The 19578-nt window shown below is 63.1% G+C and carries 16 protein-coding genes; 11 read left to right on the top strand and 5 right to left on the bottom strand.

Translation table 11 applies throughout. The features are described 5' to 3' along the window. Positions 1-97: 97 nt before the first annotated feature. The 4 genes from RR51_RS04765 to edd form a co-directional block, all read right to left on the bottom strand. Complete coding sequence (locus RR51_RS04765) at positions 98-1552, bottom strand: ATP-binding protein (RefSeq protein ID WP_025337865.1); 1455 nt, start codon at positions 1550-1552, stop codon at positions 98-100. After that, positions 1533-2258 carry a two-component system response regulator GltR gene (gene gltR / locus RR51_RS04760; protein ID WP_003257963.1) on the bottom strand — a complete coding sequence of 242 codons (726 nt, stop codon included), beginning with the start codon at positions 2256-2258 and terminating at the stop codon, positions 1533-1535. Before gltR ends, RR51_RS04765 begins: the two co-directional genes overlap by 20 nt. A 169-nt stretch (positions 2259-2427) precedes the next feature. Beyond that, entirely contained in the window at positions 2428-3387 is a 960-nt protein-coding gene (locus RR51_RS04755; RefSeq protein WP_039612762.1) for a glucokinase, read from the bottom strand. Continuing rightward, on the bottom strand, positions 3384-5210 hold the full coding sequence (edd, locus tag RR51_RS04750) for a phosphogluconate dehydratase (RefSeq protein WP_013971120.1): 1827 nt from the start codon (positions 5208-5210) through the stop codon (positions 3384-3386). Before edd ends, RR51_RS04755 begins: the two co-directional genes overlap by 4 nt. A gap of 265 nt (positions 5211-5475) precedes the next feature. Here edd and gap point away from each other — a divergent pair, with 265 nt between their 5' ends. From gap to RR51_RS04720, 6 genes are all read left to right on the top strand, one after another. Then, positions 5476-6477: a type I glyceraldehyde-3-phosphate dehydrogenase gene (gene gap, locus RR51_RS04745; RefSeq protein WP_039612761.1), complete on the top strand. Its 1002-nt coding sequence runs from the start codon at positions 5476-5478 to the stop codon at positions 6475-6477. Between the two features lie 244 nt (positions 6478-6721). Beyond that, positions 6722-7234 carry an RNA polymerase sigma factor gene (locus RR51_RS04740; RefSeq protein ID WP_039612760.1) on the top strand — a complete coding sequence of 171 codons (513 nt, stop codon included), beginning with the start codon at positions 6722-6724 and terminating at the stop codon, positions 7232-7234. Between the two features lie 70 nt (positions 7235-7304). Continuing rightward, the gene (locus RR51_RS04735) at positions 7305-8267 is read left to right on the top strand and encodes a FecR family protein (RefSeq protein ID WP_039612759.1); all 963 of its coding nucleotides are present in this window, start codon (positions 7305-7307) and stop codon (positions 8265-8267) included. A 209-nt stretch (positions 8268-8476) separates the two neighbouring features. Beyond that, positions 8477-11080 carry a TonB-dependent receptor gene (locus RR51_RS04730; RefSeq protein WP_039612758.1) on the top strand — a complete coding sequence of 868 codons (2604 nt, stop codon included), beginning with the start codon at positions 8477-8479 and terminating at the stop codon, positions 11078-11080. Between the two features lie 221 nt (positions 11081-11301). Continuing rightward, positions 11302-11895 (top strand): biliverdin-producing heme oxygenase, encoded by a 594-nt coding sequence (locus RR51_RS04725; RefSeq protein ID WP_039612757.1) that lies wholly within the window; start codon positions 11302-11304, stop codon positions 11893-11895. A 56-nt stretch (positions 11896-11951) separates the two neighbouring features. Continuing rightward, a complete protein-coding gene (locus tag RR51_RS04720; RefSeq protein WP_013971115.1) occupies positions 11952-12368 on the top strand; it encodes a YbaN family protein in 417 nt (138 codons plus the stop codon). Here the strand turns inward: RR51_RS04720 and arcD (RR51_RS04715) are convergent. Then, positions 12348-13775 (bottom strand): arginine-ornithine antiporter, encoded by a 1428-nt coding sequence (gene arcD, locus RR51_RS04715; protein ID WP_013971114.1) that lies wholly within the window; start codon positions 13773-13775, stop codon positions 12348-12350. The two genes, RR51_RS04720 and arcD (RR51_RS04715), sit on opposite strands and share 21 nt — an antisense overlap. Before the next feature lie 436 nt (positions 13776-14211). Between arcD (RR51_RS04715) and arcD (RR51_RS04710) the strand changes: the two genes are divergently transcribed. The 5 genes from arcD (RR51_RS04710) (at position 14212) to RR51_RS04690 (ending at position 19541) form a co-directional block, all read left to right on the top strand. Next, on the top strand, positions 14212-15639 hold the full coding sequence (gene arcD / locus RR51_RS04710) for an arginine-ornithine antiporter (protein WP_015269087.1): 1428 nt from the start codon (positions 14212-14214) through the stop codon (positions 15637-15639). Positions 15640-15672: 33 nt separating this feature from the next. Further along, entirely contained in the window at positions 15673-16926 is a 1254-nt protein-coding gene (arcA, locus tag RR51_RS04705) for an arginine deiminase (protein ID WP_003257954.1), read from the top strand. A 69-nt stretch (positions 16927-16995) separates the two neighbouring features. Continuing rightward, entirely contained in the window at positions 16996-18006 is a 1011-nt protein-coding gene (locus RR51_RS04700) for an ornithine carbamoyltransferase (protein ID WP_013971112.1), read from the top strand. Positions 18007-18187: 181 nt separating this feature from the next. Beyond that, on the top strand, positions 18188-19117 hold the full coding sequence (arcC, locus tag RR51_RS04695) for a carbamate kinase (RefSeq protein ID WP_003257953.1): 930 nt from the start codon (positions 18188-18190) through the stop codon (positions 19115-19117). A 55-nt stretch (positions 19118-19172) separates the two neighbouring features. Beyond that, positions 19173-19541, top strand: a complete 369-nt coding sequence (locus RR51_RS04690; protein ID WP_013971111.1) for a DUF5064 family protein — start codon at positions 19173-19175, stop codon at positions 19539-19541. The last annotated feature ends 37 nt before the right edge of the window (positions 19542-19578 follow it).

The raw sequence follows: 19578 nt of genomic DNA, 5'->3' as shown, positions 1-19578 counted from the left end.
CAAGTTTTTGCGTTAGCCTCGGAGTCTGTATGGACCTGTGAGGTCTTTGTGGGAGCGGGTTTACCCGCGAAGGGACCGGTAGAGGCAATACAACCCTTCAGTCCATGCCCCGCGGCAGATACAAGGTCACCCGCAACCCGCCCTCACGCAGGTTCAGCAAGCTCACCTCCCCGCCATGGCTATGGGCAATGTTGCGCGCAATCCCCAACCCCAGCCCGTACCCCTGCTGCTGCCCGGCCAGACGGAAGTGCGGCTCGAACACCTGCTCCAGCTGCTGCTGCGGCACCCCCGGCCCCTGGTCATCCACCTGCAGGACAAACCCCTCGGCACTGTCGATGATGCGCAACCGTGCCCGCTCGCCGTACTTGATGGCATTGTCGATCAGGTTGCCGATGCAGCGCCGCAACGCCAGCGGCTTGCCCGGATACGGCGCCAGCGCCCGGCCTTCGAGCGTTATGCGGCCATCGCCCAGGTAAGGCTCGGCCAGGATTTCCAGCACCTGGTTGAGGTCGACCGGCTCGATGTTCTCGTGGATGTCGGTGTCCTTCACGCACTGCAACGCGCCTTTGACCAGCAGTTCCAGCTCGTCCAGATCCTGGCTGAACTTGGCCTGCAGGCGCTCGTCCTCCAGCAGCTCGACGCGCAGGCGCAAGCGGGTGATCGGGGTGCGCAGGTCGTGGGAAATGGCGCTGAACAGCTGGCTGCGCTCGGTCAGGTATCGGCTGATGCGCTCGCGCATGCTGTTGAACGCACGCCCCACCTCGACCACCTCGCTGCCACCGCCTTCGGCCACCGGCGCTACATCGGCGCCCAGCGACATCTCCCGCGCGGCCCGCGCCAGGCGCTTGAGCGGCCAGCTTTGCCAGTGCACCAGCAAGCCGATGAACAACAGCAGCAAGGCCGTGGTCAGCACGATGAAGCCGATCTGCTGACGCGGCAGGCGCTCGGCCTCCAGGCTGGTGTAGGGTTCGGGCAGCAGCGAGGCGATGTACAGCCACTCACCCTCGCCCAGGCGGATCTGGGTTACCAGCACCGGCGGGTTGAGTGGCTCCAGGGTCAGCGAGTAATGCGCCCAGGACCGTGGCAGTTCGTCGAGCTTCAGCCCGCTGTTGAAGATACGCAGGTCGTCCGGCCCGACGAACTCCACGGAAATTTCCATCTGCGAACCCAGGCGCTCATGCAGCACTTGCTGGAACACATCGATCACCGCCTGCTTGCGTGGGGTAACGGGCAGTAGCGGCATGTCCAGCGGCTTGGCGTTGAGGGACACGAAAAAGCGCGTGCCGCCCATGCTGCGCAGCTGATCGAGGACCATCGGCCGGTAGGCCACCGGCAACGAGCGGAAGTAGCTGACACTGGCACTCATCGAATGAGCCAGGCTGCTGGCGCTGGCACGCAGGCCCTGCAACTGGCTGGCGCGCAATTGGGCAACCCAGATGATGCTCGACAACCCCTGGGCCAGCAGCACTACGAGCAGAGTCAGCAGCAGCATGCGCCCCAGTAGCGAACGCGGCAGCAGACGCCAGCGCCGCTCAGGGCGCATTGCAGACATGGGCAGCCAACAGGTAACCGCTGCCGCGTACGGTGCGGATCAGCCGGGGTGGTTTGTCGGTATCGCGCAGGCGCTGGCGCAGGCGGCTGACCGCCATGTCGACGATGCGGTCCAGCGGCATCGGCTCGCGACCACGGGTGGCGTTGCCGATGGTGTCGCGGTCGAGGATCTGCTGTGGGTGGTCGAGGAACAGCTTGAGCAGGGCGAAGTCGGCGCCGGAGAGAATCACTTCCTCACCGTCGCGATGGAACAGGCGGTGGCTGACCGTGTCCAGGCGCCAGTCGTCGAAGGCCAGCACCGCACTGCCCGGCGCCGCCTGGCCGAACTCGGCGCGGCGCAGCAGGGCCTTGATCCGCGCTTGCAGTTCGCGGGGGCTGAATGGCTTGCCCAGGTAGTCGTCGGCGCCCAGCTCCAGGCCGATGACCCGGTCGGTTTCGTCGGAGCTGGCGGTGAGCATGATGATCGGTACCCGTGCCTGTCGCGGGTGCTGGCGTACCCAGCGGCACAGGCTGAAGCCGTCTTCGTCGGGCAGCATGACATCGAGGATGACCAGGTCGCAGGGGGTGGTTTCCAGCGCGCGGCGAAAGCCCTTGCCGTCGGCTTCGGCATGCACCTGGAAGCCGGAGCGGCTCAGGTAGGTTTGCAGCAGTTCGCGGATTTCCTGGTCGTCGTCGACCATCAGGATTGATTTGCCGGCAGTGCTCAAGGTGGTCCGTCCTTTTGTTAGTTACAGGTCTTTGTTGCCTGTTTTTATTGGGGCCGCTTTGCGGCCCTTCGCGGGCTTGCCCGCTCCCACAGGAGTGACGCTATGCCCATGAATTGTGCGATCCCTGTGGGAGCGGGCAAGCCCGCGAAGGGCTGCAAAGCAGCCCCAGTCAGTGATCCAGCGCCTGCTGCAAGGCCACCCCGGCCCCCAGCAACCCGGAAAACTCCGCCGTCACCAGCCAAACCGGCACGCCAGCGAAATAGCCACTCATGCAGCCCTTGTCGGAAAAACTCGCGGCAAACCCGCTGCGCAGGAACAGCTCGGCAAAGCGCGGGATCACGCCGCCGACAATATAGACCCCACCCCGTGCGCCCAGCGTCAGAACATTGTTACCAGCGACTCGGCCGAGGAACCGGCAGAACTGCTCGATCACCGCCAGCGCCCGCGGCTCGCCGCCGAGCGCGGCATCGGTGATCTGTGCCGGGGTCTTGTGTCGGGGTGTGTCGCCGTCCAGCGCGCAAATTGCCTGGTACAGGCGCAGCAGGCCACCGCCACTGAGCACGGTCTCGGCGCTGACATGGCCGATCTGCCCGTGAATCTGTTGGTGAATCGCCGCTTCGCGGGCATTGCCCACCGGCAGGTCGACGTGCCCGCCCTCTCCCGGCAAGGCATGCCAGTGCTGTTCGCCCAGGCGCAATAGCGCGCCAACGCCCAGCCCGGTACCCGGGCCAATGACCAATGCCGGCCGCGACAGGTCCGCCTGGCCTGGGCATACTTCGCGGAATTCGCCGGGACGCAGGCGGGTCATGCCCAGCGCCATGGCGGTAAAATCGTTGATCAGCAGCAGCCGCTCGACCTGCAATGTCTGGCAGAAGGCCACGCGGCTGAGACGCCAGTGGTTGTTGGTGAAGCGGAACTCATCGCCATCGACCGGCCCGGCCACCGCCAGGCAGGCAGCAGTCACGCCGCCGCGGGGAATGCCCAAGCCTTCAAGGTAAGCCTCGATGGCCTGTTCCGGGCTGGTGTAGTCCTCGGTGGCAAAGACCTTCACTTCATGCAGCTGGTTGTCACGCCACAACGCAAAACGGGCATTGGTGCCGCCGATGTCGCCAACCAGCAGGTCCTTCATTTGAGGTTCTCCAGGGCCGAGGTGAACGCACTGGCGCCCTGCTCTGCCGGGCTGAACGCCATGCGCATGAAGCCGAACAGCTCGCGCCCGCAGCCCAGGTCGTTGCCCTGTGGCGCTGGCGGCAGATCGCGGCTGGCCAATTCTTCAGCCGACACCATTACCCGCAGCGTGCCTTCGACACCATCGACCCGCACAATATCACCATCGCGCACCCGTGCCAGCGGGCCGCCGTCATAAGCCTCGGGGCAAACGTGAATGGCCGCCGGGATCTTGCCCGAGGCACCGGACATGCGACCGTCGGTGACCAGCGCCACCTTGAAGCCACGGTCCTGCAGCACACCGAGGAACGGTGTAAGCTTGTGCAGCTCCGGCATGCCGTTGCAGCGCGGGCCCTGGAAGCGCACCACGGCGACGAAGTCACGCTCCAGCTCGCCGGCCTTGAACGCATCGGCCAGCGACTGCTGGTCGTGGAACACCCGCGCCGGGGCCTCGACCACCTGGTGCTCGGGGGCAACAGCGGACACCTTCATCACGCCGCGGCCGAGGTTGCCCTCCATCACCCGCAGGCCGCCTTCGGCCGAGAACGGCCGCGCCACCGGGCGCAGGATGCTTTCGTCCAGGCTGTGCTGTGGCCCTTCGCGCCACACCAGCTTGCCGTTGTCGAGGAACGGCTCCTGGGTGTAGCGGCGCAGGCCATGGCCGGCCACGGTGTTGACATCTTCGTGCAGCAGCCCGGCATCGAGCAGCTCGCGGATCAGGAAGGCCATGCCGCCAGCGGCCTGGAAGTGGTTGATGTCGGCCTTGCCGTTGGGGTAGACGTGGGACAGGGTCGGCACCACCTCGGACAGGTCAGCCATATCCTGCCAGGTCAGCTGGATACCCGCAGCCTGGGCAATCGCCGGGATGTGCAGGGTATGGTTGGTCGAGCCGCCGGTGGCATGCAGCGCGACGATGGAGTTGACCAACGCCTTCTCGTCGACGATTTCCCCCAGCGGCATGAAGCTGCCGCTGGCCTTGGTCATGCGCGTGACCTGCTGCGCGGCCTCGGCGGTGAGCGCGTCACGCAGCGGTGTGTACGGGTTGACGAACGAGGCGCCCGGCAGGTGCAGGCCCATCACCTCCATCACCAACTGGTTGGTATTGGCAGTGCCGTAGAAGGTGCAGGTGCCAGGACTGTGGTAGGACTTCATCTCCGACTCCAGCAGCTCTTCGCGGCTGGCCTTGCCTTCGGCGTAGCGCTGGCGCACATCGGCCTTCTGCTTGTTGGAAATGCCGGAGACCATCGGCCCGCCCGGAACGAAGATAGTCGGCAGGTGGCCGAAGCGCAGCGCCCCCATCATCAGGCCGGGAACGATCTTGTCGCAGATGCCCAGCATCAGCGCGGCGTCGAACATGTTGTGCGACAGGGCCACGGCAGTGGACATGGCGATCACTTCACGGCTGGCGATGGCCAGCTCCATGCCTGGCTCGCCCTGAGTCACGCCATCGCACATGGCTGGCACGCCACCGGCGAACTGGCCGACCGAGCCGACCTCACGCAAGGCCTGCTTGATCTGCTCGGGGAAGTGCTGGTACGGCTGGTGCGCCGAAAGCATATCGTTGTAGGCCGAGACAATGGCCACGTTGGCAGCGTTCATCAGGCGCAGGGTCTGCTTGTCGTCGCTGCCACAACCGGCCACGCCATGGGCGAAGTTGGCGCACTGCAGGCTGGCACGCATGGGGCCGTCACTGGCCGCGCCGCGAATCAGTTGCAGGTAGCGTTCGCGGGTGGCACGGCTACGTTCGACCAGCCGCTGGGTGACCTCAAGGATGCGCGGATGCATGTACTGGACTCCAGGCTAATTGTAAGGGCGGTTTGCCGGGCATTTCCCCTCCAAACGATTGCGGCCTAGGCTCAAGGTAGAGGAGCCCGCTGCATCGGTGGAGTCACGTCGCCCAACCACTCGTTGTATGTTTAAACAAAATACTGCCACTAAAAAGGCTTGTTTTCTATCGGCAGGTGAATAATCTTGTAATTCCAACAACAAAACCGTTTCAGTGAAGCTCCTTTGTGCCACAGCTTTCACTCGGACTGCCAGAGGTACTGCCATGACCCTACGCATCGCCATCAATGGATTCGGCCGCATCGGGCGCAACGTCCTGCGCGCACTGTATACCCAAGGCTACCGCCAGGACCTGCAGGTCGTCGCCATCAACGACCTGGGCGACAGCGCCATGAATGCCCACCTGCTCAAGTACGACAGCGTGCACGGTACTTTCGACGCCAGCGTCGAGGCCGACCACGAAAGCCTCACGGTCAATGGTGACCGTATCGCGGTCAGCGCCATCCGCAACCCGGCCGAACTGCCCTGGAAGGCCGAGGCGATCGACGTGGTGTTCGAATGCACCGGGCTGTTCACCGAGCGTGCCAAGGCCGCCGCCCACCTGGCTGCGGGGGCTGGCAAGGTGATTGTCTCGGCACCGGCCAAAGGCGCCGATGCCACCGTGGTGTACGGGGTCAACCATGACATCCTGCGGGCCTCGCACCAGATCATCTCCAATGCCTCCTGCACTACCAACTGCCTGGCACCGATTGCCCAGGTGCTGCACCGCGAGTTCGGCATCGAACAGGGCCTGATGACCACCATCCATGCCTATACCAACGATCAGGTACTGACCGATGTGTACCACGGCGACCCGTATCGTGCGCGTTCGGCAACCCAGTCGATGATCCCGAGCAAGACCGGCGCTGCCGAGGCCGTGGGCCTGGTATTGCCGGAGCTGGCCGGCAAGCTGACCGGCATGGCGGTACGGGTGCCGGTGATCAACGTGTCTCTGGTGGACCTCACGGTCAACCTCAAGCGCGAGGCCACGGCCGAACAGGTCAACCAGCTGTTCCTCGAGGCCAGCAAGCATTCCAAGGTATTGGGCTACAACGCCTTGCCGCTGGTTTCCTGCGATTTCAACCACAACCCGCTGTCGTCGATCTTCGATGCCAACCATACCCGGGCCAACGGGCGCATGCTCAAGGTGCTGGCCTGGTATGACAACGAGTGGGGGTTCTCCAACCGCATGCTGGATAACTGTCTGGCGTTGTGCCGCGCCCGCTGAGCTTCGGCACGCTCCCTGTAGGAGCGGCCTTGTGTCGCGATGGGCTGCGCAGCAGCCCCCTGCAATCTGTGCCAAGGCAAAATCCTGGGGCTGCTGCGCAGCCCATCGCGACACAAGGCCGCTCCTACATGGGACCGCGCAAGGCCGCGACTCACAATCTTTACCTTTTCCTAACATTTCCAAGCTTGACCTCCGAGGATGATGATAAGCATTATCATTAACCTTTCGTCGGCCAGGTCCCCCTGTGAGTCAGTCCCGGTTCAACTCTGTCTTCCTCGTCCAGCGCCTTACCCTGCTGCGCACCTTGCAGCGCATGGTGGGCAACCCCAATACGGCCGAGGACCTGTTGCAGGAAACCTACCTGCGGGTTTCCCGCGCGCTCGGTGAGCGGCCCATAGAACACATCGAGCCGTTCGTGTTCCAGACCGCGCGCAACCTGGCCCTCGACCATCTGCGCGCGCGCCGGGTGCAATCGCGCATGCTGGTCGACGACGTACCGGACGAGGTCCTGCACAGCGTGGCCGCACCGGCCACCAGCAGCGAGGATGCGGCACATGCCGAGCAGTTGCTCAAGCACCTGAGTATCAGCCTCAAACAACTGAGCGAACGTCAGCAGCGCATCTTCATACTAAGCCGGCTGCATGGCGCCACCTACCTGGAAATCGCCAGACAACTGAATGTTTCTCCCAGCACGGTACAGAAGGAACTGAAACTGATCATGGCGATCTGCATGGGTGTCGCCGACCGCCTCAAGTGAGGCAACCCAAAGCCCTTGCCACACCCCGCCTCAGCCTTGATCATTCGAAAAAACCATTCAAGGATTCACCGTGACCGACAGCCCTGCCCCTCGCCCGTCACCCGCCGGGCCCAGCGCCCGTGCTCGTGCCATGGACGAGGCGCTGGACTGGCTGGTACGCCTGCAATGCGCCGACGCCGACGACACACAAGCCTTCGAAGCCTGGCTGAGCGCAGCGCCGGAAAATGCCGAGGCCTATGTGGAGGCAGAAGCATTGTGGAACGGCGCACCGCTGCACCAAGTGGCCGTGCAGATGCATCGGCAACAGCGCCGCTCGTGGCGCGGGCGCCTGCGCAGCCATTGGAAACCCCTGGCCACGGCAGCGCTGCTGCTGGTCGGGCTGTTCACCCTCGGCAACCTGCCCATGCGCCTGCAGGCCGACCACCTGACAGTGGTGGGAGAACGCCAGCGCCTGCAGCTGGAAGACGGGGCGAAAGTGCTGCTCAACACCAATTCGGCATTTGCCAGCGAGCAGCGTGATGGTCGCCAGGTCGCCCGCCTGCTGCAGGGTGAGGCCTATTTTCAGGTCCCCGAGGGCGCGCTGCTGCCACTGGAAGTGCAAGCCGGGCCGTTGCGCGCACAGGTGCGCGACACCGACTTTGCCGTGCGCTACCTCGACGGCGAGGCACAGGTGCGGGTGCAGCGCGGCGATGTCGACCTGCAGGGGGCCCGCGACCAGCGCATCCGCCTGAGCGCCGGCGACAGCATCAGCGTCGGCCCCCAGGGATTCGGCCAGCGCCAACGCCCCGACATGCACAAGGACCTGGCCTGGGTCGACGGCCGCCTGGTGTTCGAGAACTGCCCGCTGAGCCAGGTGCTGGCCGAGGTGCAGCGCTACTACCCGGGCTGGATCATCAACCGCAATGCGCAGCTGGAAGACATGGCGGTCACCGGTAACTACCGCCTCGACCAGCCGCTGGAAACCCTGCGTGCGCTGGCCCACATCACCGCGGCACAGCTGCATGAGTACCCGGCGTTGGTTATCCTGAACTGATCCGCAAATCTGAAACCCGACACACTCCCTGTGGGAGCGGGCATGCCCGCTCCACAGAAATCGCGATACAGACCGCCAGACCGCAATCCAACTTTTTTTACGCAGTAACGCTACCCCGCCCGTCTCGTTATAGCCAATGCAACTGATTCTCGTTTGAAAACGAGCACAGCCACCACCTATAACAGTCCGCGCGTCAGGGAGCGCTTCCGATGTCCACAGGTCCTACCCGCCCCTCCACCCTTCCTCGCCATGGAGGGCAACTGTCCCTCCTGAGCCTTTCCCTACTGAACCTCGCCCTGCTCGCCAGCGGCGCCATCAGCCTGCCGGCGCTGGCCGCCGAGCCGGCACAGGCCAGCAGCCCGCGCATGGGCGACTACCGCTTCAGCATCGGCCAGCAGCCGCTGGTTTCGGCCATCAATGCTTTCAGCCAGGTCACCGGCTGGCAGGTCGGCTTCAGCGCCGAACTGGCCGACGGCGTGGCATCGCCAGGGGTGCAGGGTTCGCTACCGCCGGAAGCCGCGCTCAAGCGCCTGCTGCACGGCACCGGCCTGGGCTTTCGCAAGATCACCAACGGCAATGTGGTGCTCGAACGCCAGGCCAGCGCCAATGTGATTGCCCTGCAGCAGGTGACCGTCAGCGCCACCCGCAGCGCCCAGGACGTCAGCCAGGTGCCGAGCACCGTCAGCGTGCAGACCCGCGAGCAACTGGACCGGCAGAACGTGAACAACATCCAGGACCTGGTGCGCTACGAACCAGGTGTGTCGGTAGCCGGCACCGGCCAGCGCAGCGGCCTGAACGGCTACAACATCCGTGGTATCGATGGCGAGCGCATCCTCACCCAGGTGGACGGCGTGTCGATCCCCGACAGCTTCTTCTTCGGCCCCTACGCCCAGACCCAGCGCAACTACGTTGACCCGGAGATCGTCAAGCGTGTGGAAATCCTCCGCGGCCCGGCCTCGGTGCTGTATGGCAGCAACGCCATCGGCGGGGCGGTGAGCTACTTCACCCTCGACCCGGACGACATCATCAAGCCTGGCAAGGACGCCGGTGCCCGCCTGAAAACCGGCTACAGCTCGGCCGACGAAAGCTGGCTGACCTCCGCCACCGTCGCCGGCCGCCAGGGCGACTTCGACGGCCTGTTGCACCTGAGCCAGCGCAACGGTCACGAAACCGAGACCCACGGCGGCCACAGCGGTGACGGCCTGGCGCGTACCGAAGCCAACCCGATGGACGTGCGCACCACAAACGTGCTGGCCAAGCTGGGCTGGAACTACGCCGACGAAGCGCGCCTGGGCTTCACCTACGAGCGCTACAAGGATGATCGCGACCAGAACATCCTCAGTGCGGTGGGCGGGCCTTTCATTCCTGGCTTTGGTGCCCCAGGTTACTACAAGGCGCGTAACGGCAACGACACCGTCACCCGCGAACGCCTTGGCATCAACCATGAGTTCGGCCTGGATTCGCTAGTCGCCGACCATGTGAAGTGGAGCCTGAACTACCAGATCGCCAAGACCGACCAGCACACCGAGGAAGTCTACGCACCGCCTGGCCGTCAGGTACTGCGTACCCGAGACACCCTGTACAAGGACCGCCAGTGGGTATTCGACGCCCAGCTGGACAAGGCCTTCAGCCTCGGCGCCACCGACCACCTGTTGACGTACGGCACCACCCTCAAGCACGAGAAGGTCACCGGTTCCCGCAGCGGCACCGGTACCTGCCTGGCCGTTGGTTCAGGCTGTTCTGCCGCTGGCGCCGAGCGCCCGGCAGACGGCCAGGCCCTGGTCAGCGACTTCCCGGACCCGACCGTGAACACCTACAGCCTGTTCGTGCAGGATGAAATCCGCTGGAACAACTGGACCTTCATGCCTGGTGCTCGTTACGACTACACGCGCATGGAGCCCAGGTTCACCGAGGAATTCCTGCGTGGCCTGGAGTCCAGCGGTACCGCACCAACCTCCCAGGACGACTCGGACAAGAAGTGGCACCGCGTCTCGCCCAAATTCGGCCTGACCTACGCCTTCAACGACAACTACACCTGGTATGGCCAGTACGCCGAAGGTTTCCGCACCCCGACTGCCAAATCCATGTACGGGAAGTTTGAGAACATCGAGCAAGGCTACCGCGTCGAAGGCAACCCGGGTCTCGAACCCGAGAAGAGCAAAAGCTATGAAACCGGTCTGCGTGGCAACTTCGACGCCGGTAATTTCGACGTGGCGGTGTTCTACAACAAGTACCGCGACTTCATCGACGAAGATGCCGTACAAAGCGCCAACCTGGAGCAGACCTTCAAGGCCAACAACATCAAGCACGCCACCATCAAGGGTACCGAGGTCAAGGGCCGCCTGAACCTGGACCACTTCGGTGCGCCGCAGGGCCTGTATACCCAGGGCTCGATCGCCTACACCTATGGCCGCAACGATGACACCGGCGAGCCACTGAACAGCGTCAACCCGCTCAAGGGCGTGTTCGGCCTGGGTTACGAACAACAACACTACGGCGGCCTGCTGAGCTGGACATTGGTCAAGCGCAAGACCCGCGTCGACGACAGCACCTTCTACTCGCCCGACGGCTCGAGCTCCAAGTTCCGCACCCCGGGCTACGGGGTGCTGGACCTGACCGGTTACTACAAGGTCACCGACGACGTGACCATCAACGCCGGCCTGTACAACCTCACCGACAAGAAGTACTGGCAGTGGGATTCGGTACGCAGCTACGACGGCCAGGGTGAAGCGGCCGTGACCCAGCCGGCCAACATCGACCGCCTGACCATGCCGGGGCGCAACTTTGGCATCAATGTGGTTTGGGATATCTGACCTGGATTATCGCTGACAGGTTTGTTTCGTCAGTGCCGGCCTCTTCGCGGGTAAACCCGCTCCCACAGGTATTGCGCAGACCTCGGGCCTGTGATGTCCCTGTGGGAGCGGGTTTACCCGCGAAGAGGCCAGCACTACCAGCACAAATACCAGCTTTTTTTACTGTCCCGCCCCCGCTGTTTCGTCTTGTCTCTAGACCCCCCTTTTCCAAGGACTGCCCCATGACCGACCGCCCAGCCCTGCGCTCCCAGCGCCTCAACCAGATCACCCACGCCCCCCACGCCGAACTGGATGCCCTGGTCAAAGCCCACGCGCCCTTCGACAGCCGCGAAAGCTTCGCCCGCTTCGTGGTCGCCCAGTACCTGTTCCAGGCCGAGCTGCAGGCCCTGTACAACGACCCGCAACTGATCGCCATCGTTCCCGACCTGGCCGAGCGCTGCCGTGCCGAACAGGCCCGCCTGGACCTCGCCGACCTCGACACCGAAGTACCGCCAGCCGTACCAGGGGCCTTGCGCAACCCGAGCCTGGGCGAGGCAATGGGCTGGATCTTCGTCTCCGAAGGCTCCAAACTGGGCGCTGCGTTTCTGATCAAGCGTGCCGTGGCCCTGGAACTGTCCGAAACTTTCGGTGCCCGACATCTGGGCGAACCGGCCGGTGGCCGTGCCGAAGGCTGGAAACAGTTCACCCGCATTCTTGATGGCCTGGCCCTGTCGGCCGAAGAGGAAGCCGCTGCCGAACACGGCGCAGTTGCTGCCTTCGAGCGCTTCACCAAGCTGCTCAAGCATGCCTATGCTGCAGATGCCGCGCTGGTTTGACACGCCATACCCCGGCCACCCTACCGGTGGCCGAACCGCTTCCATGCAGTGAGACCATGACCCGACCCGCCCGCTCGAAACTCGCCCGCCTGCTGTATGCGACCTTGGCTTACGTGAGCCTGGGCGTGGGCCTGGTCGCGATCGTCATTCCCGGCCTGCCGACCACCGAATTCATCCTGCTGGCTGCCTGGGCGGCCACACGCAGTTCGCCGCGCCTGTCTGCCTGGCTGGAAAACCACCGGTTGTTCGGGCCGATCCTGCACAACTGGCGCAATGGCAAGGTGATCCAGCGCCGGGCCAAGGTCAGCGCGACCCTCAGCATGCTGCTGTGCGCGGGCCTGATGCTGACGTTCCTGGAACACCGCTGGCCGGTGTTCCTGGCCATTGCCGGCATGACCCTGGGCAACCTGTGGATCTGGTCCCGCCCCGAGCACGCCCCCTGCCCTGCCCCGTCACAAGCTCAGCAGCCCTGAGTACAGGGCATAGGCCGCCAGCGCGGCACCTGCCAGCACGGCAGCGAAAATCAGCTTTTCCCAAGTGGTGAACAAGGTTTTACCCTGCTCATGCTTGGCCCTGGCGAACAGGATCACGCCCGGGGCGTACAGCAGCGCCGACAGCAGCAGGTACTTCAGCCCGCCGGCGTACAACAGCCACACGGCATATACCAGGGCAACCAGCGCCACCAGCAGGTCCTTGCGGCGCAGGGCCGGCTGCTCGTCGTAGGTTTCTGCACGTACCGCCAACAGCACGGCGTAGGCCGCCGACCACAGGTAGGGCACAAGAATCATCGACGAGGCCAGGTAGATCAGGCTGGTATAGGTACCGGCGGAAAACAGCGTGATCAGCAGGAAGCCCTGGATCATGCAGTTGGTCAGCCACAGGGCGTTGGCCGGTACATGGTTGGCGTTTTCCTTGGCCAGGAAACGCGGCATGGTCTTGTCCCGCGCCGTGGCGTAGAGGATCTCGGCACACAGCAACGCCCACGACAGCAGCGCGCCAAGCAGCGAAACCGCCAGGCCGATACTGATCAGCAAGGCGCCCCATGGCCCGACGATATGCTCCAGCACCGAAGCCAGTGACGGGTTCTGCAGCCCGGCCAGTTGCGGCTGGGTCATCACCCCCAGCGACAGCACGTTGACCAGCACCAGCAGCGCCAGCACTCCCAGAAAACCGATCACCGTAGCCTTGCCCACATCCGAGCGGCGCTGGGCGCGCCCGGAATACACACTGGCGCCCTCGATGCCGATGAACACGAACACGGTGACCAGCATCATGTTGCGCACCTGCTCCAGCACGCTGCCGAACTGCGGGTTGCTCAGGCCCCAGATGTCACGTGTGAAGATATCGGCGCGGAAGGCGAACGCGGCGATCACCACGAAAATCAGCAACGGCACCACCTTGGCCACGGTGGTCACCTGGTTGATGAACGCCGCTTCCTTGATGCCGCGCAGCACCAGGAAATGCACCGCCCACAGCAGCAGCGAGGCGCAACCGATGGCAATTGGCGTGTTGCCCTCGCCGAATACCGGGAAGTAGAAACCCAGGGTGCTGAACAGCAGCACGAAGTAGCCGACGTTGCCCAGCCAGGCACTGATCCAGTAGCCCCAGGCCGAGGAAAAACCCATGTACTCGCCAAAGCCGGCCTTGGCGTACGCGTACACTCCCGAGTCCAGCTCCGGTTTGCGGTTGGCCAGGGTCTGGAATACGAAAGCCAGGGCCAACATGCCGACTGCGGTGATACCCCAACCGATCAGCACAGCCCCCACATCGGCACGCGCCGCCATGTTCTGCGGCAACGAGAAGATCCCGCCTCCAATCATCGAGCCGACCACCAATGCGATCAGCGCGCCCAGGCGCAGCTTCTGTCCCGGTTCGCTCATGAGCCTTCCTTTTTTTTGCGCACTGTCACGGGCTTGAAACAGCCATGCGGTCCATATAAGTGTCGCTACTTATAATGATCCTGACCAATGAAGCTATAGCACTAATAACTGCTTTGTCTATGCCAGCTTTTGAGTAAAAACTAGCAGCTCCGGAGCAACTAGAAAAGAATCCGATAAAACTCGAAATTCTTGTGAAAAATTTGCGAAAGCGGCAAAAACGGCTAGCGTCAAGCATCGCAGGCTGAACAGAGCGTTTGCTCTAGATGGACATGGAGGTGCCAGCATGCAAGGCCTGCGGCATAAGTTGTCGGCACTCTCCAGGAGCTTCGTGAAGGAATTTTCCTACTTCACGTCGCCATGAACTGACCCAAGTCAGCGAATGGCAGCGGCGTCGGATTTACTCTGTCGTCAACTTTCTCCTGGCAGGAGTTGTTAAATGTCTGATTCATCCGGAAAACTAAAGCTCGGCGCGTTAGTTGCACTTGTCGTCGGTTCGATGATTGGTGGCGGGATCTTCTCGCTGCCGCAAAACATGGCTGCCAGTGCAGGGGTTGGCGCTGTACTGATCGGCTGGGCGATCACCGCGGTCGGCATGCTGACCCTGGCGTTCGTGTTCCAGACCCTGGCCAACCGCAAGCCTGACCTGGATGGCGGGGTGTATGCCTACGCCAAGGCTGGTTTCGGCGACTACATGGGCTTCTCCTCGGCCTGGGGCTACTGGATCAGTGCCTGGCTGGGCAACGTCGGCTACTTCGTGCTGCTGTTCAGCACCCTGGGCTACTTCTTCCCGATCTTCGGCGAAGGCAACACCCCGGCCGCCATCATCGGCGCATCAGTGCTGCTGTGGGCCGTGCATTTCCTGGTGCTGCGCGGCATCAAGGAAGCAGCATTCATCAACCTGATCACCACCGTGGCCAAGGTGGTGCCGCTGCTGCTGTTCGCCCTGATCTGCCTGTTCGCCTTCAAGCTCGACATCTTCACCGCCGACATCTGGGCGGTAGGTACGCCAGAGCTGGGCAGCGTGATGAACCAGGTGCGCAACATGATGCTGGTCACCGTGTGGGTGTTCATCGGCATCGAGGGTGCGAGCATCTTCTCGTCGCGGGCGGAAAAACGCTCTGACGTGGGCAAGGCCACGGTCATCGGCTTCGTCACCGTGCTGCTGTTCCTGGTGCTGGTCAACGTGCTGTCGCTGGGCATCATGACCCAACCGGAACTGGCCAAGCTGCAGAACCCATCGATGGCTGCCGTACTGGAGCATGTGGTCGGCCACTGGGGCGCGGTACTGATCAGCGTCGGCCTGATCATCTCGCTGCTCGGAGCCCTGCTGTCGTGGGTGTTGTTGTGCGCCGAGATCATGTTCGCCGCCGCCAAGGACCATACCATGCCGGAGTTCCTGCGCCGCGAGAACGCCAACCAGGTACCGGCCAACGCCCTGTGGCTGACCAACGCCATGGTGCAGATCTTCCTGGTGATCACGCTGTTTTCCAGCAGTACCTACCTGTCGCTGATCTACCTGGCCACCTCGATGATCCTGGTGCCCTACCTGTGGTCGGCCGCCTATGCCTTCCTGCTGGCTCTGCGTAGCGAAACCTACGAGCAGGCCCTGGCCGAACGGCAGAAGGACCTGGTGATCGGTGGTATCGCCCTGTTGTACGCCGTCTGGCTGCTGTACGCCGGTGGCGTGAAATACCTGCTGCTCTCGGCCCTGCTCTACGCACCTGGCGCGATCCTGTTCGCCAAGGCCAAGCGTGAGGTTGGCCAACCTGTCTTCACCAACGTGGAAAAACTGATCTTCGCAGCCGTGGTCATCGGTGCCCTGGTGGCAGCCTTTGGCCTGTACGACGGCTTCCTGACCCTTTGACCCACGTCTTCGTTCAACTGGAGGAATGAAATCATGTCCGCTGAAAAACAGAAGTACGGTGTCCACTCCGAAGCCGGCAAACTGCGCAAAGTGATGGTTTGCTCGCCGGGCCTGGCGCACAAGCGCCTGACGCCGAGCAACTGTGACGAGCTGCTGTTCGACGACGTGATCTGGGTCGACCAAGCCAAGCGTGACCATTTCGACTTTGTCACCAAGATGCGCGAGCGTGGCGTGGATGTGCTGGAGATGCACAACCTGCTGACCGACATCGTCCAGCAACCCGAAGCACTGAAGTGGATCCTCGATCGCAAGATCACCTCCGACACCGTCGGTGTCGGCCTGACCAATGAAGTGCGAAGCTGGCTCGAAGGCCTCGAGCCACGCCATCTGGCCGAGTTCCTGATCGGCGGCGTGGCAGGCCAGGACTTGCCGGAAAGCGAAGGCGCCAGCGTGGTCAAGATGTACAACGACTACCTGGGCCACTCCAGCTTCATCCTTCCACCGTTGCCCAACACCCAGTTCACCCGCGACACCACCTGCTGGATCTATGGCGGCGTCACGCTCAACCCGATGTACTGGCCGGCGCGCCGCCAGGAAACCCTGTTGACCACGGCCATCTACAAGTTCCACAAGGAGTTCACCGGCGCCGACTTCCAGGTGTGGTACGGCGACCCGGACAAGGACCACGGCAACGCCACCCTCGAGGGTGGTGACGTGATGCCGATCGGCAAAGGCATCGTGCTGATCGGCATGGGCGAGCGCACCTCGCGCCAGGCCATCGGCCAGTTGGCGCAAAACCTGTTCGCCAAGGGCGCGGTGGAAAAAGTCATCGTCGCCGGCCTGCCGAAATCCCGTGCTGCCATGCACCTGGACACCGTGTTCAGCTTCTGCGACCGCGACCTGGTCACGGTCTTCCCGGAAGTGGTGAAAGAGATCGTGCCGTTCATCATCCGCCCGGACGAAAGCAAGCCTTACGGCATGGACGTGCGCCGCGAGAACAAGTCGTTCATCGAGGTGGTGGGCGAGCAGCTTGGGGTCAAGCTGCGCGTGGTCGAAACCGGTGGCAACAGCTTTGCCGCCGAGCGCGAACAGTGGGATGACGGCAACAACGTGGTGGCCATGGAACCGGGCGTGGTCATTGGCTACGACCGCAACACCTACACCAATACCCTGCTACGCAAAGCCGGGATCGAGGTCATCACCATCAGTGCCGGCGAACTGGGCCGGGGCCGGGGCGGCGGCCACTGCATGACCTGCCCGATCGTGCGCGACCCGATCGACTACTAACGACCATTACCCCCGGCCGCCCTCATAAAGCGGCGGCCGGTGCGTTCACCAAACTCAAGGAGAAAAGTCATGGCGTTCAATATTCACAACCGCAACCTGCTCAGCCTGGAACACCACACCACCCGTGAGCTGCGCTACCTGCTGGACCTGTCCCGCGACCTCAAGCGCGCCAAGTACACCGGCACCGAGCAGCAGCACCTGAAAGGCAACAACATCGCGCTGATCTTCGAAAAAACCTCTACCCGTACCCGCTGCGCCTTCGAAGTGGCCGCCTATGACCAGGGCGCCAATGTCACCTACATCGACCCGACCTCCTCGCAGATCGGCCACAAGGAAAGCATGAAGGACACTGCCCGCGTGCTCGGGCGCATGTACGACGCCATCGAGTACCGGGGCTTCAAGCAGGAAATCGTCGAAGAGCTGGCCAAGTTCGCCGGCGTTCCGGTGTTCAACGGCCTGACCGACGAATACCACCCAACCCAGATGATCGCCGACGTGCTGACCATGCGCGAGCACAGCGACAAGCCGCTGCACGACATCAGCTACGCCTACCTGGGCGACGCCCGCAACAACATGGGCAACTCGCTGCTGCTAATCGGCGCCAAGCTTGGCATGGACGTACGCATCGCCGCGCCCAAGGCGCTGTGGCCGCATGACGACCTGGTCGAACGTTGCCACAAGTACGCCGAGGAAAGCGGCGCACGCATCACCCTCACCGAAGACCCGGTTGCCGCGGTCAAGGGTGTGGACTTTGTGCACACCGACGTGTGGGTATCGATGGGTGAGCCGATCGAAGCCTGGGGTGAGCGTATCAAGCTGCTCAAGCCGTATCAGGTGAATGCACAGCTGATGAAGTCCACCGGCAACCCGCGGACCAAGTTCATGCACTGCCTGCCGGCGTTCCACAACTCCGAAACCAAGGTAGGCAAACAGATCGCCGAACAGTACCCGGACCTGGCCAACGGTATCGAAGTGACCGACGACGTCTTCGAGTCGCCGGCCTGCATCGCCTTCGAGCAGGCGGAAAACCGCATGCACACGATCAAGGCGATCCTGGTGTCGACACTGGCTGACCTGTAAAGGCTGACTCGGCAAGCCGGGCAACCTGAATCCCGTGTGGGAGCGGGTTTACCCGCGAATGCGTCAGTAGCACCAGCCGCGTTGCATGGGCTGACGCTTTCGCGGGTAAACCCGCTCCCACAAGGGGCGGCGATACCGGTCGAGAGCAGCGCTCCCTTCTTTTCGTTAAAGGACATTCCCCATGCGTATCGTTGTTGCATTGGGCGGCAACGCCCTGCTGCGTCGCGGCGAGCCCATGACCGCTGATAACCAGCGGGCCAATATTCGCACCGCCACCGAACAGATCGCCAAGATCCACCCAGGCAACGAGCTTGTCATCGCCCACGGCAACGGCCCGCAAGTTGGCCTGCTATCGCTGCAGGGCCTGTCCTACAAGCCCGACGAGGCCTACCCGCTGGACGTGCTGGGGGCCGAGACCGAGGGCATGATCGGCTACATGATCGAACAGGAACTGGGCAACTTGCTGGCCTTCGAAGTGCCGTTCGCCACCCTGCTGACCCAGGTCGAAGTGGACGCCAACGACCCCGCCTTCAAGGACCCGACCAAGTTCATCGGCCCGGTCTATGGCAAGGAAGAGGCCGAGCGCCTGGCCAAGGAAAAGGGTTGGGTGGTCAAGGCCGACGGCGACAAGTACCGCCGAGTGGTGGCCAGCCCGAAACCCAAACGCATCTTCGAGATCCGCCCGATCAAGTGGCTGCTGGAAAAGAGCAGCATCGTGATTTGCGCCGGCGGCGGCGGCATCCCCACCATGTACGATGAGAACCGCAAGCTCAAGGGCATCGAGGCGGTGATCGACAAGGACCTGTGCTCGGCCCTGCTGGCAGAGCAGCTGGACGCCGACCTTCTGATCATCGCCACCGACGTCGATGCGGCCTATGTTGACTGGGGCAAGCCCACACAAAAGGCCATTGCCCAGGCCCACCCCGACGAACTCGAACGCCTTGGCTTCGCCGCCGGCTCCATGGGGCCGAAGGTGCAGGCCGCCTGCGACTTTGCCCGCAACACCGGCAAAGTGGCAGTGATCAGTTCGCTGGAGAACATCGAAGACATCGTCAAAGGCACCGCCGGCACGCGCGTTTCCACCGCGAAGCCGGGGATCAGCTACCGTTGAATGCAGTAGGCGGGCGCCAGCGTCCGCCATTTTCGACCTTCCAAAGGAGCTTGCCATGGCCCAGTACCAACCCGGTCATGTACACATCGAGCGCACCGCGCTGAACCAGAATGACCACAGCTATGACCTGAACATCGAATACGAGGCAGTGTCGGACCCCAAGGAAGGTAGAGGCATCCAGTTCAAGATGCATGGCAGCATCGAAGGCAAGCCAGTGGAAGAAAAGTTCTTCCTGGCCAAGGATCAGGTATTGCCCAGCTTCCTCATGCAACTGAGCCGAAGGGCGCAGTCGTACCTGAAGCCACCGAAGAAATTCGAGAGCCTGAGCTCGCCGCACAAGCTTTATGACCATATGTTCGCGGACATTCGCGAAAAGCTGGATGTGAAATCGGGCGACCCGATCAAGCCTGAACATCTGGAGTGATTTCAAGAACCGGGGCCGCAAAGCGGCCCCGACAATG

Source organism: Pseudomonas sp. C5pp, from assembly GCF_000814065.1.
GTDB classification, from domain to species: domain Bacteria; phylum Pseudomonadota; class Gammaproteobacteria; order Pseudomonadales; family Pseudomonadaceae; genus Aquipseudomonas; species Aquipseudomonas asiatica.
The sequence above is the reverse complement of the archived record's forward strand: the minus strand, read 5'-3'. Positions and strand labels throughout refer to the sequence as shown.

What these genes read in the sequence shown, in the direction of transcription:
- RR51_RS04765 (WP_025337865.1), bottom strand. Translation starts at nt 1,552, where the DNA reads ATGTCTGCAATGCGCCCTGAGCGGCGCTGGCGTCTGCTGCCGCGTTCG.
- RR51_RS04755 (WP_039612762.1), bottom strand. Translation starts at nt 3,387, where the DNA reads ATGAAGGACCTGCTGGTTGGCGACATCGGCGGCACCAATGCCCGTTTT.
- edd (WP_013971120.1), bottom strand. Translation starts at nt 5,210, where the DNA reads ATGCATCCGCGCATCCTTGAGGTCACCCAGCGGCTGGTCGAACGTAGC.
- gap (WP_039612761.1), top strand. Translation starts at nt 5,476, where the DNA reads ATGACCCTACGCATCGCCATCAATGGATTCGGCCGCATCGGGCGCAAC.
- RR51_RS04730 (WP_039612758.1), top strand. Translation starts at nt 8,477, where the DNA reads ATGTCCACAGGTCCTACCCGCCCCTCCACCCTTCCTCGCCATGGAGGG.
- RR51_RS04725 (WP_039612757.1), top strand. Translation starts at nt 11,302, where the DNA reads ATGACCGACCGCCCAGCCCTGCGCTCCCAGCGCCTCAACCAGATCACC.
- RR51_RS04720 (WP_013971115.1), top strand. Translation starts at nt 11,952, where the DNA reads ATGACCCGACCCGCCCGCTCGAAACTCGCCCGCCTGCTGTATGCGACC.
- arcD (WP_013971114.1), bottom strand. Translation starts at nt 13,775, where the DNA reads ATGAGCGAACCGGGACAGAAGCTGCGCCTGGGCGCGCTGATCGCATTG.
- arcD (WP_015269087.1), top strand. Translation starts at nt 14,212, where the DNA reads ATGTCTGATTCATCCGGAAAACTAAAGCTCGGCGCGTTAGTTGCACTT.
- arcA (WP_003257954.1), top strand. Translation starts at nt 15,673, where the DNA reads ATGTCCGCTGAAAAACAGAAGTACGGTGTCCACTCCGAAGCCGGCAAA.
- RR51_RS04700 (WP_013971112.1), top strand. Translation starts at nt 16,996, where the DNA reads ATGGCGTTCAATATTCACAACCGCAACCTGCTCAGCCTGGAACACCAC.
- arcC (WP_003257953.1), top strand. Translation starts at nt 18,188, where the DNA reads ATGCGTATCGTTGTTGCATTGGGCGGCAACGCCCTGCTGCGTCGCGGC.
- RR51_RS04690 (WP_013971111.1), top strand. Translation starts at nt 19,173, where the DNA reads ATGGCCCAGTACCAACCCGGTCATGTACACATCGAGCGCACCGCGCTG.